16 protein-coding genes are annotated in these 14,551 nt (G+C 63.6%); 8 read left to right on the top strand and 8 right to left on the bottom strand.

The features are described 5' to 3' along the window. The first annotated feature begins 2 nt into the window (after positions 1–2). From OEG79_RS10200 to OEG79_RS10175, 6 genes are all read left to right on the top strand, one after another. Complete coding sequence (locus OEG79_RS10200; RefSeq protein ID WP_264148601.1) at positions 3–929, top strand: bile acid:sodium symporter family protein; 927 nt, start codon at positions 3–5, stop codon at positions 927–929. Further along, a complete protein-coding gene (locus OEG79_RS10195) occupies positions 929–1,711 on the top strand; it encodes an SDR family NAD(P)-dependent oxidoreductase (protein ID WP_264148600.1) in 783 nt (260 codons plus the stop codon). The genes OEG79_RS10200 and OEG79_RS10195 overlap by 1 nt, the downstream gene beginning before the upstream one ends. Then, entirely contained in the window at positions 1,708–2,451 is a 744-nt protein-coding gene (locus OEG79_RS10190; RefSeq protein WP_264148599.1) for a sulfite exporter TauE/SafE family protein, read from the top strand. Before OEG79_RS10195 ends, OEG79_RS10190 begins: the two co-directional genes overlap by 4 nt. Continuing rightward, positions 2,448–4,241: an N-acyl-D-amino-acid deacylase family protein gene (locus OEG79_RS10185; protein WP_264148598.1), complete on the top strand. Its 1,794-nt coding sequence runs from the start codon at positions 2,448–2,450 to the stop codon at positions 4,239–4,241. Before OEG79_RS10190 ends, OEG79_RS10185 begins: the two co-directional genes overlap by 4 nt. Before the next feature lie 93 nt (positions 4,242–4,334). Further along, complete coding sequence (locus OEG79_RS10180) at positions 4,335–5,681, top strand: class II 3-deoxy-7-phosphoheptulonate synthase (protein ID WP_264148597.1); 1,347 nt, start codon at positions 4,335–4,337, stop codon at positions 5,679–5,681. Between the two features lie 161 nt (positions 5,682–5,842). Next, positions 5,843–6,598, top strand: coding sequence for a M48 family metalloprotease (locus OEG79_RS10175; protein WP_264148596.1), 756 nt, complete (start codon positions 5,843–5,845; stop codon positions 6,596–6,598). A gap of 113 nt (positions 6,599–6,711) precedes the next feature. Here OEG79_RS10175 and OEG79_RS10170 read toward each other — a convergent pair whose 3' ends face one another. Genes OEG79_RS10170 through OEG79_RS10155 form a run of 4 tightly spaced genes read right to left on the bottom strand, consistent with a single transcriptional unit; the run spans position 6,712 to position 9,377 of the window. Continuing rightward, positions 6,712–7,905 carry a winged helix-turn-helix domain-containing protein gene (locus OEG79_RS10170; RefSeq protein ID WP_264148595.1) on the bottom strand — a complete coding sequence of 398 codons (1,194 nt, stop codon included), beginning with the start codon at positions 7,903–7,905 and terminating at the stop codon, positions 6,712–6,714. Positions 7,906–7,919: 14 nt separating this feature from the next. After that, entirely contained in the window at positions 7,920–8,156 is a 237-nt protein-coding gene (locus tag OEG79_RS10165; protein WP_264148594.1) for a DUF3291 domain-containing protein, read from the bottom strand. A gap of 28 nt (positions 8,157–8,184) precedes the next feature. Beyond that, entirely contained in the window at positions 8,185–9,129 is a 945-nt protein-coding gene (locus OEG79_RS10160; RefSeq protein ID WP_264148593.1) for a DMT family transporter, read from the bottom strand. 23 nt (positions 9,130–9,152) lie between these two features. Beyond that, a complete protein-coding gene (locus OEG79_RS10155) occupies positions 9,153–9,377 on the bottom strand; it encodes a DUF1127 domain-containing protein (RefSeq protein ID WP_264148592.1) in 225 nt (74 codons plus the stop codon). Between the two features lie 97 nt (positions 9,378–9,474). On the opposite strand from OEG79_RS10155, the gene OEG79_RS10150 reads away from it, so the two are divergent. After that, positions 9,475–10,329: a LysR substrate-binding domain-containing protein gene (locus OEG79_RS10150; RefSeq protein ID WP_264148591.1), complete on the top strand. Its 855-nt coding sequence runs from the start codon at positions 9,475–9,477 to the stop codon at positions 10,327–10,329. Here the strand turns inward: OEG79_RS10150 and OEG79_RS10145 are convergent. Next, complete coding sequence (locus tag OEG79_RS10145) at positions 10,324–11,091, bottom strand: sulfite exporter TauE/SafE family protein (RefSeq protein ID WP_264148590.1); 768 nt, start codon at positions 11,089–11,091, stop codon at positions 10,324–10,326. The genes OEG79_RS10150 and OEG79_RS10145 overlap by 6 nt on opposite strands. Positions 11,092–11,191: 100 nt before the next feature. Between OEG79_RS10145 and OEG79_RS10140 the strand changes: the two genes are divergently transcribed. Further along, entirely contained in the window at positions 11,192–12,154 is a 963-nt protein-coding gene (locus tag OEG79_RS10140) for a LysR family transcriptional regulator (RefSeq protein ID WP_264148589.1), read from the top strand. A gap of 70 nt (positions 12,155–12,224) precedes the next feature. On the opposite strand, the gene efp is transcribed toward OEG79_RS10140, so the two are convergent. The 3 genes from efp to OEG79_RS10125 all read right to left on the bottom strand — a co-directional run bounded on the left by efp (position 12,225) and on the right by OEG79_RS10125 (position 14,293). After that, entirely contained in the window at positions 12,225–12,800 is a 576-nt protein-coding gene (gene efp / locus OEG79_RS10135) for an elongation factor P (RefSeq protein ID WP_264148588.1), read from the bottom strand. Positions 12,801–12,834: 34 nt separating this feature from the next. Next, a complete protein-coding gene (gene earP, locus OEG79_RS10130) occupies positions 12,835–13,977 on the bottom strand; it encodes an elongation factor P maturation arginine rhamnosyltransferase EarP (RefSeq protein WP_264148587.1) in 1,143 nt (380 codons plus the stop codon). A 109-nt stretch (positions 13,978–14,086) separates the two neighbouring features. Further along, complete coding sequence (locus tag OEG79_RS10125; RefSeq protein WP_264148586.1) at positions 14,087–14,293, bottom strand: hypothetical protein; 207 nt, start codon at positions 14,291–14,293, stop codon at positions 14,087–14,089. Between the last annotated feature and the right edge of the window lie 258 nt (positions 14,294–14,551).

Raw genomic sequence — 14,551 nt, 5'->3', positions numbered from 1 at the left:
GGATGGACGAGGTTAGAATCGCCTTCGACCCGAGCAGCCTGGTGCTGATCAACCTGATCGTTGCGCTGATGATGTTCGGCGTCTCGCTCGAACTGCGCGCCGAGGATTTCCGCCGCATCGTGCGTTCTCCCCGTGCGCCCTTCATCGGCCTGCTGGCGCAGTTCCTGCTTTTGCCGGCACTGACCTGCCTGGCCTGCTGGCTGCTGCGGATTCCGCCGGAACTGGCACTGGGCATGACCCTGGTCGCGGCCTGCCCCGGCGGCAGCTTCTCCAACATCATGACCTGGATGGCGCGCGGCAACGTGGCCGTATCGGTCAGCATGACCGCCGTTTCCAGCCTGGCGGCCAGCGTACTGACGCCGTTTAATTTCGCTCTGTATGCCTGGCTCAACCCGCATACCCGACCGCTGCTCACCGAAATCGACATCGACCCGCTGGGCCTGCTGCTACTGGTGGTGCTGGTGCTTGGTGTACCGCTGATTGCCGGCATGGCCATCGGCCGGCGCTTCCCCATGCTGACCCTGCGCGTTGAAAAACCGCTGCGCCTGGCCAGTCTGGCGGTGATGCTGGGTTTCGTTGGCCTGGCTTTCAGCCGCAACCTCGACCAGTTCGTCAGCCACTTCCACCTGTTCTTCTGGCTGGTGGTGGGGCACAACCTGCTGGCCCTGCTGATCGGTTACTGCAGCGCGCGCCTGACCCGCCTGAGCGAAGAGGATGCGCGCGCCGTGACGCTGGAAACCGGCATCCAGAACTCCGCCCTGGGGCTGGTGATCATCTTCACCTTCTTCCCGCAGGCCGGCGGTATGGTACTGATCGCGGCGTTCTGGGGCTGCTGGCACCTGGTATCGGGGCTGAGCCTGGCCTGGTTCTGGTCGCGCCGTCCGCCGGCAGGCGAGCCGGCCGCGATACCGCAGCTGGGAGAATCCTGATGCGCGTGACCCTTATCACCGGGGCCGCCAGCGGCCTCGGCTGGCAGCTCGCACGTGCCTGCCATGCCCGCGACGATGCGTTGCTGCTCACCGACATCGACGCAGACGGCCTGGCCGCGCGGGTTTCCGAGCTGGGCGAGGAACGCGTTCTGGGGCTCAGTGGCGACATCACCGACCCTGCGCTGCACAAGCAGCTGATCGACTCCTGCCGTGCTCGCTTCGGTCGCCTGGACGTGCTGATCAACAATGCCGGTATCACCCATCGGTCGCCCACCGTAAACACCGCACCGGCGGTGTTCCGCAAGGTCATGGCGGTGGACTTCCACGCGCCGCTGGAACTGACCCTGACCGCCCTGCCGCTGCTGCGCGAAAGCGCCGGGCAGGTCGTCGCCATCGGTTCGATGGCCGGCTGGATGCCGGTGCTCGGCCGTGCCGGCTACTGCGCGGCAAAGAGCGCACTGGGCCAGGCCTTCGAGGTGCTGCGTGCGGAAATCGCCCGTGACGGCATCGGCCTGCTGATGGTCTACCCGAGCTTTCTCGACACCCCAATCGAGCGCAACGCGCTGGGCGCGGACGGCAGGCCGGCTGCACATGCACGTTCGACCGTCGGCGCCATTCGCGGTGCCGACTGGATGGCCGCGCAGATCGTCGCTGCCCTGCATCGGCGCCAGCAACGGCTGTTCCCCGATCGCGGCAGTTGGCTGGCCAGCCTGCTCTGGCGCCTGGCTCCCGGTTTCTACTACCGCAAGATGAGTCAGCGTTTCGCCGGAGAGATGGCATGAGCGCCTTTGTTCCCTATGCGCTGGGCGCATTCATACTGCTGGCCTATACGCTGGAGGCCATCACCGGCTTCGGCAGCATCGTCATCGCCCTGTCACTGGGCGCCCTGCTGCTGCCAATCGATCAGTTGCTGCCAGTGTTGGTGCCACTGAACATCTGCATGACCGGTTATCTGGTGTATCGCCATTGGCGCATGGTCGACGTGCGCCTGCTGCTCGGCACCATCCTGCCGAGCATGGTGGCCGGCACCCTGCTGGGCTACTGGCTGCTGCCCTACCTCGACACCCAGGCGCTCAAGTCAGTGTTTGGCGCACTCATCCTCTGGTTCGCCGGACGCGAGCTCTGGCGGTTGCGCCATGCCGCAGTGCTGCCGGTCCGGCCACAGTGGCTGACTCGTCTGATCACCCTTGGAGCCGGACTCAGCCATGGTCTGTTCGCCTCGGGCGGCCCGTTACTGGTGTTCGGCCTGGCGGGCACCCAACTGGACAAAGCCCGGCTGCGCGCCACCCTGATCAGTGTCTGGTTCACCCTCAACAGCCTGTTGACCCTCGCCTTCCTGCTCGACGGACGCCTGCAACCCGCCCTGCCGCAAGTGCTTGGCTACGCCCCGCTGCTGCTGCTTGGCGTCTGGCTCGGCGAACGCCTGCACCGGCGCTTCGACGAGCGTCATTTCCGCATCGCCATCTACATCCTGCTGCTGGCCACCGGCATCCTGCTGCTGGCGCCCTGGAGATTGCTATGAGTTACGACATCATCATCAAGAACGGCCTGTACTTCGACGGCACCGGCGCACCCGGCGTGCAACGCCATGTCGGCATCCGCAATGGCCGCATCGACGTGCTCAGCCTCAGCCCGCTGGACGAAAGCGGCTGTGCGAACGTCATCGACGCCACCGGCAAATGGCTCACTCCGGGCTTTCTGGAAATTCACTCGCACTACGATGCGGAGGTCATCGCCGCGCCGGCGCTGAAGGAATCGGTGCGCCACGGCGTGACCACCGTCACCATCGGCTCCTGCTCGATCAGCATGGTGCTGGCCGATGCCGAGGACTGCTCCGACCTGTTCACCCGCGTCGAGGCAGTACCGCGCGAATACGTGCTGCCGATCCTCCAGGAGAAGAAGACCTGGCGTGACGCGGCTGGTTACCGCGCCTTCTACGACCAGCTGGCGCTTGGCCCCAACGTCAACTCCTTCCTCGGTCACTCCGAGCTGCGCGTGGCGGTCATGGGCCTGGAGCGTGCCACCAGCCGGGTCAAGCCGACCGAAGCGGAAATGCAGCGCATGGAGCAGTTGCTGGAAGAAGCACTGGACGCCGGCTGCATCGGCCTTTCGGTGATGACCACGCGGCTGGACAAGATGGACGGCGACCGGGCCTGGTCCAGCCCGCTGCCCTCTACCTTCGCCAGCTGGAAGGAGTTCTCGCGGCTGTTCGCCATCCTCCGTAGGCGCGGTGCCGTGCTGCAGGGCGCGCCCAATGCGGTGACCAAGGTCAACGTGTTCGCCTTCCTCTGGCAGGCCCACGGCTGGTTCCGCAAGCCACTCAAGTGCACCATGCTCACCGCGCTGGATCTCAAGTCGCAGCCGCTGCTGCACCGCTTCACCCGTCTCTCCGGCTGGCTGGCCAACAAGGTGCTGCGCGGCCACTTCCGCTGGCAGACCCTCCCGGCGCCCTTCACCCTGCGCCTGGAAGGGCTCAACGTGAACGCCTTCGAGGAGTTCGGTGCCGGCGAGATCCTGCGCAACATCAAGGACCCGGACGAACTCTATGCCAAGGTCAAAGAGCCGGAGTTCCGCGCCCTGTTCAAGAAGCAGGTCAAGGCCATCCTCACCAAGGGCCTGTGGCACCGCGACTTTTCCGACTGCTGGGTAACCGAGTGCCCGGACCCGTCGATGGTCGGCAAGAATTTCAAACAGCTCGGCGAAAGCCGCGGCCTGGATGCGGTGGACGCCTACTTCGAGCTGGCCTGCCAATACCGCGAAGACCTGAAGTGGACCACCTGCTACGGCAACCAGCGCGAACCTATCATGCGCAAGCTGCTGGCCAGCCCCTGGACCCACCCGGGCTTCGCCGACTCCGGCGCGCACCTGCGCTCCATCGCCCAGTACAACTTCCCGCTGCGCTTTCTCAAGTACGTGCGTGACGCCGAGCTGGCGAACGAGCCGTTCATGGAGCTGGGCCAGGCGGTGCGGCGCTGCAGCGGTGAACTGGCCGACTTCATCGGGGTGGACGCCGGCTACATACGCGTCGGTGACCGCGCCGATCTGGTCCTGATCAACCCCGAAGGTCTCGACGACAGTCTGGACGAACTGCACGAGGCGCCGATGGAGGTGCTCGGCCTGGAACGGGTGGTCAAACGTAACGATGCCGCGGTGGAGATGACCCTGATCAATGGCCGCATCGCCTATCAGCGTGGCTTGGAATACCCGGACGAGCTGGGCAAGATCCAGCAGTACGGCCGTTTCCTGCCAAGCCGCGACGTGCTGCTGCGCCAGCAGCCGGCACCGCAGTTCGGTGGTGCAGCGACCGCATGATGCATCGCGCGGCAGCAGGCGCATGTACCCATACGGCTTACAGGGCTTATCGGTTAACATGCGCCTCCGTCGATCAATCGCTAGAGACGCAGCATGTCGCACGCCTGGAGTCCCGATAGCTGGAGGGTCAAGCCCATCCAGCAGCAGCCTGAATACCCTGATGCCGCCCACGTTGCCCGCGTCGAGCAGACCCTGGCCGGCTACCCGCCGCTGGTGTTCGCCGGCGAGGCGCGCGAGCTGCGCCGTCAGTTTGCCGAAGTGACCCAGGGGCGCGCCTTCCTGCTTCAGGGCGGCGACTGTGCCGAGAGTTTCGCCGAATTTTCCGCGGCGAAGATTCGTGACACCTTCAAGGTGCTGCTGCAGATGGCCATCGTCATGACCTTCGCCGCCGGGTGCCCGGTGGTCAAGGTGGGGCGTATGGCCGGCCAGTTTGCCAAGCCGCGCTCATCCGGCAGCGAAACCATCGACGGCGTCACCCTGCCCGCCTACCGTGGCGACATCGTCAACGGTATCGGCTTCGACGCTGCCAGCCGCGTACCCGACCCGGAGCGACTGCTGCAGGCCTATCACCAGGCCACCGCAAGCCTCAACCTGCTGCGCGCCTTCGCCCAGGGCGGCTTCGCCGACGTGCACCAAGTGCACCAGTGGAACCTCGATTTCATCGCCAACTCGGCTCTGGCCGAGAAGTACCACCAACTCGCCAATCGCATTGACGAGACCCTGGCCTTCATGCGCGCGGTCGGCATGGACAGCGCGCCGCAGTTGCGCGAAGTGAGCTTCTTCACCGCCCACGAAGCTCTGCTGCTCAACTACGAGGAAGCCTTCGTTCGCCGTGACAGTCTCACCGGCCGCTGGTACGACTGCTCGGCGCACATGCTGTGGATTGGTGACCGCACCCGTCAGCTGGATGGCGCGCACGTCGAATTCATGCGCGGCATCGAGAACCCCATCGGGGTCAAGGTCGGTCCGAGCATGGATCCGGACGAGCTGATTCACCTGATCGACACGCTCAACCCGGACAACGACCCGGGCCGCCTCAACCTGATCGTGCGCATGGGCGCCGACAAGGTCGAGGCGCACTTCCCGCGCCTGCTGCGCAAGGTCAAGAGCGAGGGCCGCGAGGTGCTGTGGAGCTCCGACCCCATGCACGGCAACACCATCAAGGCCAGCAGCGGTTACAAGACCCGCGACTTTGCACAGATCCTCGCCGAGGTACGGCAGTTCTTCGCCGTGCACCAGGCCGAGGGCACCTACGCCGGCGGTATCCATATCGAGATGACGGGCCAGAACGTCACCGAGTGCATCGGCGGCTCGCGACCGATCACCGAGGACGGTTTGTCTGATCGCTACCACACCCATTGCGATCCGCGCATGAATGCCGACCAGTCCCTGGAGCTGGCGTTCATGATCGCCGATACGCTGAAGCAGGTCCGCCGCTGAATCGCTGCGCCTGGCCAGCGGCCAGGGCGCGAACCGGCTCGCACTTCTTCTGAGCCCTGTCAGGCATAATGCCACCCCAACGCGAGCGCCGTGCAGGTGCCGAAAATGCTACCCAGCCGGAAAGGACTCGCGGCCAACACCACCAACAAGGACGATGCTTCATGCAACTGCGAACCACCCTCTCCGCTTTCGCCCTCTCCGGCGCCGCTCTGCTGACCGGCTGCCAGAACATGTCTCCCGACGCCATGCTGCAATCCGGTCTGATGGCCGTACAGGCGGTCACCCTCAGTGACGCCGAAGTGCGCAGCATGGCCGACCAGGCCTGCGCCCAGATGGACGCCGAGGCCAACATCGCCGGCCCGAACAGCCCCTACACCAAGCGCCTGGACAAGATCGCCAACAACCTCGGCCATCAGATCAGCGGCACGCCGATCACCTACAAGGTTTACCAGGCCGATGATGTCAACGCCTGGGCCATGGCCAACGGCTGCGTACGTGTTTACAGCGGCCTGATGGACCTGATGACCGACAACGAAGTGGAAGGTGTGCTCGGACACGAGATCGGTCACGTCGCCCTCGGTCACAGCAAGAAGGCCATGCAGACCGCCTACGCTACCAACGCGGCGCGCAATGCCGCTGCCGGCTCCGGCAATAGCACCGTCGCCGTCCTGTCCGCATCGCAGATCGGTGCCCTGGGTGAGAAACTGGTCAATGCGCAGTTCTCCCAGAGCCAGGAAAACGCCGCCGACAATTTCTCCTTCGACCTGCTGACTCAGCGCAACATCCCGCGTGAAGGCCTGGTCACAGCGTTCGAGAAACTGGCCAAGCTGGGCGGCGGCGAGGGCAGCATGTTCTCCTCGCACCCGGGCTCCAGCGACCGTGCCAACAACATGCGTACCCGTCTGGCTGCCAAGTAAGCGCCTCGAGGGGCTGCAACGCGGCCCCTTTCCCAGCGGCTCACCGCTGTACTACACCTGCCAGACGAGGCCGAACATCCGGCGCCTCGATGAATTGAAGTTGTGAATGGCGGCTAGCCCACTAGTCCGCGCAGGCTGACGCTCGGCGCCAGCCACACCTCGTCCAGCCCCAGCCAGTGCGCCAGCGCACGCAGTGAATCCCCCAGCGCCAGGCACGCTTCCTCGCTCAACGGCGCATCCTCCAGATGCACCGCATGTACCGCCAGGCGTTCGGCTGCTCGCTCGCTACGCAGGTCCACCCGCGCCAGCAGGCGTTCATGATGCAGAAATGGCAGCACGTAGTAGCCATACACACGCTTGGCCTGCGGGGTATAGATTTCCAGGCGATAGCGGAAGTCGAACAACCGCTGTGTACGGTCGCGCTCCCAGATCAGCGAGTCGAAGGGCGACAACAATGCGCTATGGCGCACTCGTCGCGGAATGCGCGACTCGCCCCGGCAGTACGCAGGTTGCCGCCAGCCCTGCACCCTAACCGCGTGCAACTCGCCGGCCTCCACCAGTTCGGCGATACGTCGCTTGCTGTCACCGGCATCGAGCCGGTAGTAGTCGCGCAGGTCTTTCTCGGTCGCCACGCCCAGGGCATCAGCCGAGCGCAGCAACAGGCGCCTCTGCGCCTCGTCTTCATCCGGTTCGGCCTGGTTGAGCATCGCCGCCGGTATCACCCGCTCCGGCAAATCGTACAAACGCTCGAAGCCCCGCCGCCCAGCCACCGTCACCTCACCTGCGGCGAACAGCCATTCCAGCGCCATCTTTTCAGCGCTCCAGTCCCACCAGGGGCCGGCCTTCTCGGTGCGGCTGCTGAGGCTACCGGCACCTAACGCGCCGCGCTCACGCACGGCCTGCAACACGGACTCGATCACGTCGCGCCGCTCCACACCGAACTTCGCCAGTTGCCGGTAGATGCCCAGGCCGTCGGCGGCCCTACGCATGCGCCAGCGCAGTAGCGGGTATAGCTCCAGCGGCAACAACGAGGCTTCGTGCCCCCAGTATTCGAACAGACGACGGCGCCGCCCGCGGCTCCAGGCCAGTTCGTCGAGATGCTCGGCCTGGTAATGACCGAGCCGGGAAAACGCCGGAAGATAATGCGCTCGCACCAGGGCGTTGACCGAATCGATCTGCAAAACGCCGAGACGTTCGATCTGCGCCTGCAAGTGCTTGTGGGCAACGGCCCCGCGCGGGGTTCGGCCAAAGCCCTGAGCCGCCAGGGCCAGGCGGCGAGCTTCGGCGAGGGAAAGAGAGTCGGTCATGGCGACTCAGCCTATCAGGCCGGCGCCGCAAACGCATGGCGAAAGGTAAATGCATGCTCCGTGGCACCGTGCTCGCGTAGATGGGCCAGGCGCTCGGCCGCTTCGTCCTGCAAACGCCAGATGTAAACGGGCGAGTCCTCGGCTAGGGCATTGATGCGCTCAAGGTTGGCGACGAAATCAGCCATCTGCGGCGACGCTAGTGGCGCCTTCATCCAGGCAATGTTCAGCTGGGCCAGGTGATATACGGACAACTGTTCAGCCTCCGTGCAAACGAAAAGATCAGGGCTGCTGCGCTATGCCACGCCAGCCTGCCAGGCGCCGACGCAGCCAGGCCTCGCTGCTGACCAGGGCGATACCCGACAGCACCAGCACGGCCCCGATGACGAAGTTCAGCGTCAGCGGCTCGTCCAGCACCAGCACGCCGAAGGTCACCCCGAACAGCGGCGTCATGAACGAGAACACCGCCATGTTCGACGCCAGATAACGGCGCAAAAGCCAGAACCACACCAGGTAGGTGAAGAACGACACCACCACGCCCTGCAGCAGAATGCTGGCGATGGCGAGCGGAGTCCAACGCAGTTGGCCGAGATCGACCACCACCAGCGCGTAGCCGAGCAGTAGCAAGAAGGCCACTGCCAGCTGATAGAACAGCGTCAGCCCGGCCGGCGCTTCCGACAGACGCGAGCCACGTACCACCACTGTTGTCATGCCCCAGGCCATACCTGCGCACAGCCCCAGCGCATCGCCAAGCAGCATGCCGGCATCAATCTGGGCCCAGTTACCGCCCACGCCGAAAGCCATCACCACGCCGCCGAAACACAGCGCAATACCCAACCATTGCAGGCGGCGCAGACGCTCGCTGGGCAGCATCAGGTGCAGCCCCAGCGCCGAGAAGATCGGCGCTGTATAAAGAAACACCGCCATGTGTGAAGCCGTGGTATGGCGCAGACCCAGCGCAATGAAGAAAAACTCCAGTGCGAACAGCACGCCCGCCAACACACCGGCCAGCCAGGTACAGCCCAGCCATTCGCGCCAGCCGCGTTGCCACGCCAACAGCAGGCCGACCAGCAGCGCGGCGATGCCGGAACGCAGGGCTACCTGCAGCATCGGCGCGATATCGTCGGCCGCCAGCTTGATCGCCACCTGCTGGCTACCCCAGATGGCGCACAACAACAGCATCAGCTGGAACAGAAAAAAATCGGCGCCCTTGCGTACCGCGGTCATTCAAAAACTCCAGTCGTTGCCACTCACTTTCGCAGCGGGTCATCCCAGAACGGCCGTTCCGCTTCCTGCAACACATCGGCCCGGGACAATCCCAGATCCTTCAGTGCCATGTCATCCAGCCGCGCCAACTGCTGCCGCTCACGAGCCAGCTGGCGCCAGCGCCGCAGCATACGCCAAAGTCCAGCCAATGACGGCAGACGTTCGAAGTGGATGGCATTAGCCAGCGCGTAACCTTTCTGACCTTTCATCTTTTCGCCCTCCCTGTGGGGTTGGCGTCAGTCTCAGTCCAGGCTTAAGATCAATCCAACGAATGTTTCTTATGCAATCCATCTTGAGGATTGATGAATGGCCTACCACGCCAGTATCGATACCGAACTGCTGCGCAGCTTTGTTGCCATCGCCGACACCGGCGGTTTCACCCGCGCTGCGGAGACGGTCAATCGCACCCAGTCGGCCATAAGCATGCAGATGAAGCGCCTGGAAGATGACGTGGTACAGCGCCAGCTATTCGAACGCGACGGCCGCCAGGTGCGGCTGACGCCAGAGGGCCAGGTGCTGCTGGGCTATGCCCGGCGCATCCTCAAGCTGCACGGCGAAGTGCTCAACACCCTGCGCGAACCGCATATGGTCGGTGCCGTGCGCATCGGCACGCCGGACGACTACGTGATGCGCTTTCTGCCGGAGATTCTCTCGCGCTTCGCCCAGGCCTACCCGCTGGTGCAGGTGGAGGTGCATTGCGAGCCTTCCGGTCAGTTGCTGCTGCGCCAGGATCTCGACCTGACCATCGTCACCCGCCAGCCCGGCAAGGAGATCGGCCAACTGCTGCGCCAGGAACGCTTCGCCTGGGCCGTCGCCCAGGGTTTTGCCCCGCATGAACAGAACCCGATGCCGCTGGCCATGTTCAATGCCGACTGTTTCTGCCGCGAGTGGGCCTGCAACGCGCTGGACGCCATTGGCCGGCCCTACCGCATCGCCTACACCAGCCCCAGCCTGTCGGCGCTCTTCGCCGTGGTGCGCGCCGGTCTGGCCGTCACCGCGCAACTGCAAAGTCTGATCACCCCGGATTTGCGCATCCTCGGCGAAGCTGAAGGTCTGCCCTTGCTACCGTTGACCAGCATCGTCCTGTTGCGCAACGAGGGCAGCCAGTCACCCGTCACCGAATGCCTGGCCGATCACATCGTCGAAGGTTTCCGCCTATAGGCCGCCGCTCGACTCCAGTGCGAGCAGCAGCGCACAGAGCAGCAAAAAGCCGCAGAACATACTGCGTAGCAGGCGTTCAGGCAGCGAATGGGCCAGGCGCACGCCCCAACTGATGCTGAGCAGGCCTCCGACGGTCAGCGGAATGCCCATCCACCAGTTGACGTGCTGGTGCAACGCATAAGTCAGCAGTGTCACCCCCGTGCTGGGCAACGCCAGTGACAGCGACAGCCCCTGCGCCACCACCTGGGTAGTGCCGAACACACTGGTGAGCACCGGCGTGGCCACCACCGCGCCTCCGACACCGAACAGACCACCCATGGCACCTGAAACCCCGCCCAGTACGCCAAACCAGCCCCAGTGGTGACGCAGTTCGCCGCTGACAGGCGCCTGAGCCATCAGCATGCGCAACAGATTGTAGGCCGCCAGCGCCAACAGAAAACCGACGAACGCCCAGCGCATGGTGCGCGAGTCCAACTCCACGGCATACAGCGAAGCCAGCCACGCGCAGAAGAAACTGGTGACACCCAGAAGCAGGGCATGCCGAAGATCGATGCGGTTTCTCTGGTGGTAGCGCCAGATAGCCAACATCACGTTCGGCACCACCATGACCAACGCGGTCCCCTGCGCCAATTGCTGATCCAACCCGAAAACGATACCCAGCACCGGAATGGCGATCAGACCGCCGCCGATCCCGAAGAGGCCACCCAGCGTTCCGAGGCCCAGCCCCAGCAACAGATTCAGCAACAGGTCGAACAGATTCATGGCACCTCCGAACAGTGCGCGCATGTTACTGAGTGCTGGCTAGCGCGGAAACGCACAACAGCGCAAAATGGCTTTGCTGATTCCGCATAAGCAAACTCTCATGAATCCCGATGCCCTGACCGACCAGCTGGAACTCTTCCTCGACGTGCTGGAAACCGGCAGCTTCTCTGCCGCTGCAAGACGCCATCCCCTCACGCCTTCGGCGGTGGCCCGGCGCATAGACGCGCTGGAACGCGCCATGGGCAGCAGCCTGTTCAGCCGAACCACCCACGCAGTACGTGTCACTCCTGCAGGTCTGGCCTTCGCCGAGCGAGCCCGGCGCATTCTCGCCGAGCTACACCTGGCGCGGGCCGAGGCGGTGTCGCTGAGCAGCGCACCGGAAGGTCTGATCCGCATCGACGCGCCCTCGCCCTTCGGCCGTCGTCATCTTGCCCCGGCGATTGCCGACTTCCTGCGCGCCAATCCCGGTCTCGACGTACAACTGCGTCTGATCGACAGCTTCATCGACCTGCAAGGCGAGCACCTGGGCGAAGTGGATATCGTCGTGCGCATCGGCCCGTTGCCCGACAGCCGATTGGTCGCAACACCATTGGCCTCGATGACTCGTATCGTCTGCGCCAGCCCCGACTACCTGCGCCGGCGCGGTATTCCGCGAAGCCCGCTGGAGCTGGAGCAACACGACGGCCTCGACTGGGACAGCCTCGCACCACCCTATGCCTGGCGTTTCGAAGTCGATGGCAAGCTGCAGCTGTGCAAACCCAAACGTCTGCGCCAGACCAGCAACAACGCCGAAACCCTGCTGTTCAGCGCCCTCGCCGGTCTGGGCGTGGCTCACCTGCCGACCTGGATGAGCAGCGAGCACCTGCAACGTGGAGAGCTGATTCCGCTGTTCTGCGAACATGGCCTTCCGGCGGCCGAGCCGGTGAACATCTACGCCCTACGCCTGGAGCGCGAAGCCAGCCCACGTACACGCCTGCTGCTGAGCTTTCTCAAGCAGCGTTTCGGTTTCCCGCCACCCTGGGATCAGGCGCTTCAGGCGAACCTCGCGGCCCCACAGCAGTAAATCCGGGATGAAGCTGAAAAACGGGCACAAAAAACCCGGCGCGAGGCCGGGTTCTTCATGACGCTCAAGCTCAGGCTTGCGGCGCCTGGGTGCGGCCCTTGTAGGAACCGTCACGGGTGTCGATCTCGATCCAGTCGTCGATGTCGACGAACTCGGCAACCTTGATCTCGGTACCGTTGCGCAGCTTGGCAGGCTTCATCACCTTGCCGGAAGTGTCACCACGAGCAGCGTTCTCGGTGTAGACAACCTGACGCACGATGGTGGTCGGCAGGTCAACGGAGATCACTTTGCCTTCGAAGAACACGGCTTCGCAGACGTCGGTCATGCCTTCTTCGATGAACGGCAGAACGCTTTCCAGGTCTTCGGCGCGCAGCTCGTAGGAGTTGTACTCCGGATCCATGAACACATAGTCGTCACCGCTGATGTAGGACAGGGTCACTTCCTTGCGCTCGAGAATCACCGGCTCCATCTTGTCGTCGGCTTTGTAGACGGTCTCGGTCTTGGAGCCGTTGAGCAGGTTCTTCAGCTTCATCTTGACGATGGCGCTGTTACGACCGGACTTGGTGAACTCGGCCTTCTGAATCAGCCACGGCTGGCCGTCGATCAGGGCCACGCTGTTGACTCTCATTTCTTGTGCAGTTTTCATGCGGATATCCGAAATATGCGGGAGGTACAGAAATCTAGGCCGCGTATGATAGCCAATTTAGATAAAACTGTTCCAGCGCTGTGGCAAGGTCCGGCCGATCGGCCTGTATATCGCACCAGCGCTCGGCATGTCGCTGCAGTGTCGGCCATGCGCTTTGCAGGTCAGACCAGGCCTGCTCCATTTCCCTCCCCGCATTCCACGCGCGCCACAAGGCGGCATGCGCGGCCGAAATTTCCGGCGGCAGCTCAGGGCTATAGAGCGCAAGAAAAGCTTCGAGCTTGTCCCAGTGCGCCCCTTCTTCCTGCGGATAGATGTGCCAGAGCAACGGCCTCCCCGCCCACTGCGCGCGAATGAAGGAATCCTCGCCGCGCACGGCATTGAGATCGCAACACCACAACAGGCGGTCATAATCGTCCTGAGCGACGAAAGGCAGAACGTGGATCTGCAGATTGCCGCGATGACGCTGATCACCTGGCGCCAGTTGCGTCTCACCGAACCAGCGCTGCAGATCGCCGAGGACCTTGCCTTGAGGCACCAGCAGCTGAGTGGGCTGCGAGTCAGCCACCAGCGCATCCAGCCAGCCTGCCAGCGCAGGATTCTCGTAAGCGAACAAGGAAATCAGCCGCGCACCAGCCTGACGCGTCACGCCCAGCGAACGCAGAAATGCCTGCTGCGCCGACATATCGCCCTGAAAGGCGCGTCGTCGCGTTAGCAAATCGGCCTCGCGTAACAATCCCCCCGTACCCGCTACGAACCCGGGAAAGAAGAAGAACTTCTGCAAGCCCCCCGGCTGCGGTGACGGCAGCCCATGACAGCCCGCGACCCATACCTCGGCGCTGAGATATTCCAGGTTCAGCCACAAAGGCTTCGTACCGTCGCGGGCCATTGCTTCTATATAGGAAGGCGGCAACTGACAGGCAAAAGCCTCGATCACCACCTCGGCAGGCTCAACCACAGGGAACGGCTCACGCCACTGACGGACCTCTACGCCGGCCTGGTACTGACACTCGGCGCCAATGCTTGCGTCAGGGCACAAACGCACGAACGCGTCCAGCTCATCGACCCACAGTCGCACTGAGTGGGCCTGCTCAGCCACCAGTTGCCGGGCCAGCCGCCAGGTGACACCGATATCACCGTAGTTGTCCACCACGCTGCAGAAAATGTCCCACCTGGCCACGCTGCGCCCCTTTTAGCAAATGTTCGCCATTCTACCCGGCAGACAAGAAAAAGCCCGCCTGAGGCGGGCCAAGGGGAGCGCTGGAGCAGGCGCGGGGTAAAACGATGAATCAAGCCAGCAATGAATCGCCCTCACGGCGAATGCCACTGCTGAGTAGCCAGACGGCTTGGCATGCCAAAGCCGCCTCGCGGGAAACGAAGGGACCGGCCACGGGCTGGCCATCGATCAACAGCAGCCAGCAGACCATACGACCATTGGCCCTCAACTGAGGAGGTACAGCGCTGCCCACCAGGGAAACCACATCGATACGGGGCATGACGACCTCCAAATCAACTGAATTTGTTGAGCCAACTCTAGGCCGCCGGCTGGCCAGACAAAAATCAGTGGTTTCGATAGTGACAATGGACATTGCCAATGGCTCCAGCTCGACTGCGAAGAAATCCGCCAGCCGGACGTACGCATCCGCATGCGATTAGGGCAACAGAGAGGAATAAAAATTGGAAACAAAAAACCCCGAGAGCTTCTCAGCTCTCGGGGCTTTAGGTATTGCGAAAGTGGCGGTGAAGAAGAGATT

This window comes from Pseudomonas sp. Z8(2022) (genome assembly GCF_025837155.1).
Lineage (GTDB): Bacteria > Pseudomonadota > Gammaproteobacteria > Pseudomonadales > Pseudomonadaceae > Aquipseudomonas.
The sequence above is the reverse complement of the archived record's forward strand: the minus strand, read 5'-3'. Positions and strand labels throughout refer to the sequence as shown.

What these genes read in the sequence shown, in the direction of transcription:
- OEG79_RS10175 (WP_264148596.1), top strand. Translation starts at nt 5,843, where the DNA reads ATGCAACTGCGAACCACCCTCTCCGCTTTCGCCCTCTCCGGCGCCGCT.
- OEG79_RS10125 (WP_264148586.1), bottom strand. Translation starts at nt 14,293, where the DNA reads ATGCCCCGTATCGATGTGGTTTCCCTGGTGGGCAGCGCTGTACCTCCT.
- efp (WP_264148588.1), bottom strand. Translation starts at nt 12,800, where the DNA reads ATGAAAACTGCACAAGAAATGAGAGTCAACAGCGTGGCCCTGATCGAC.
- OEG79_RS10145 (WP_264148590.1), bottom strand. Translation starts at nt 11,091, where the DNA reads ATGAATCTGTTCGACCTGTTGCTGAATCTGTTGCTGGGGCTGGGCCTC.
- OEG79_RS10195 (WP_264148600.1), top strand. Translation starts at nt 929, where the DNA reads ATGCGCGTGACCCTTATCACCGGGGCCGCCAGCGGCCTCGGCTGGCAG.
- OEG79_RS10155 (WP_264148592.1), bottom strand. Translation starts at nt 9,377, where the DNA reads ATGAAAGGTCAGAAAGGTTACGCGCTGGCTAATGCCATCCACTTCGAA.
- OEG79_RS10200 (WP_264148601.1), top strand. Translation starts at nt 3, where the DNA reads ATGGACGAGGTTAGAATCGCCTTCGACCCGAGCAGCCTGGTGCTGATC.
- OEG79_RS10140 (WP_264148589.1), top strand. Translation starts at nt 11,192, where the DNA reads ATGAATCCCGATGCCCTGACCGACCAGCTGGAACTCTTCCTCGACGTG.
- OEG79_RS10170 (WP_264148595.1), bottom strand. Translation starts at nt 7,905, where the DNA reads ATGACCGACTCTCTTTCCCTCGCCGAAGCTCGCCGCCTGGCCCTGGCG.
- OEG79_RS10185 (WP_264148598.1), top strand. Translation starts at nt 2,448, where the DNA reads ATGAGTTACGACATCATCATCAAGAACGGCCTGTACTTCGACGGCACC.
- OEG79_RS10160 (WP_264148593.1), bottom strand. Translation starts at nt 9,129, where the DNA reads ATGACCGCGGTACGCAAGGGCGCCGATTTTTTTCTGTTCCAGCTGATG.
- OEG79_RS10190 (WP_264148599.1), top strand. Translation starts at nt 1,708, where the DNA reads ATGAGCGCCTTTGTTCCCTATGCGCTGGGCGCATTCATACTGCTGGCC.
- OEG79_RS10180 (WP_264148597.1), top strand. Translation starts at nt 4,335, where the DNA reads ATGTCGCACGCCTGGAGTCCCGATAGCTGGAGGGTCAAGCCCATCCAG.
- OEG79_RS10150 (WP_264148591.1), top strand. Translation starts at nt 9,475, where the DNA reads ATGGCCTACCACGCCAGTATCGATACCGAACTGCTGCGCAGCTTTGTT.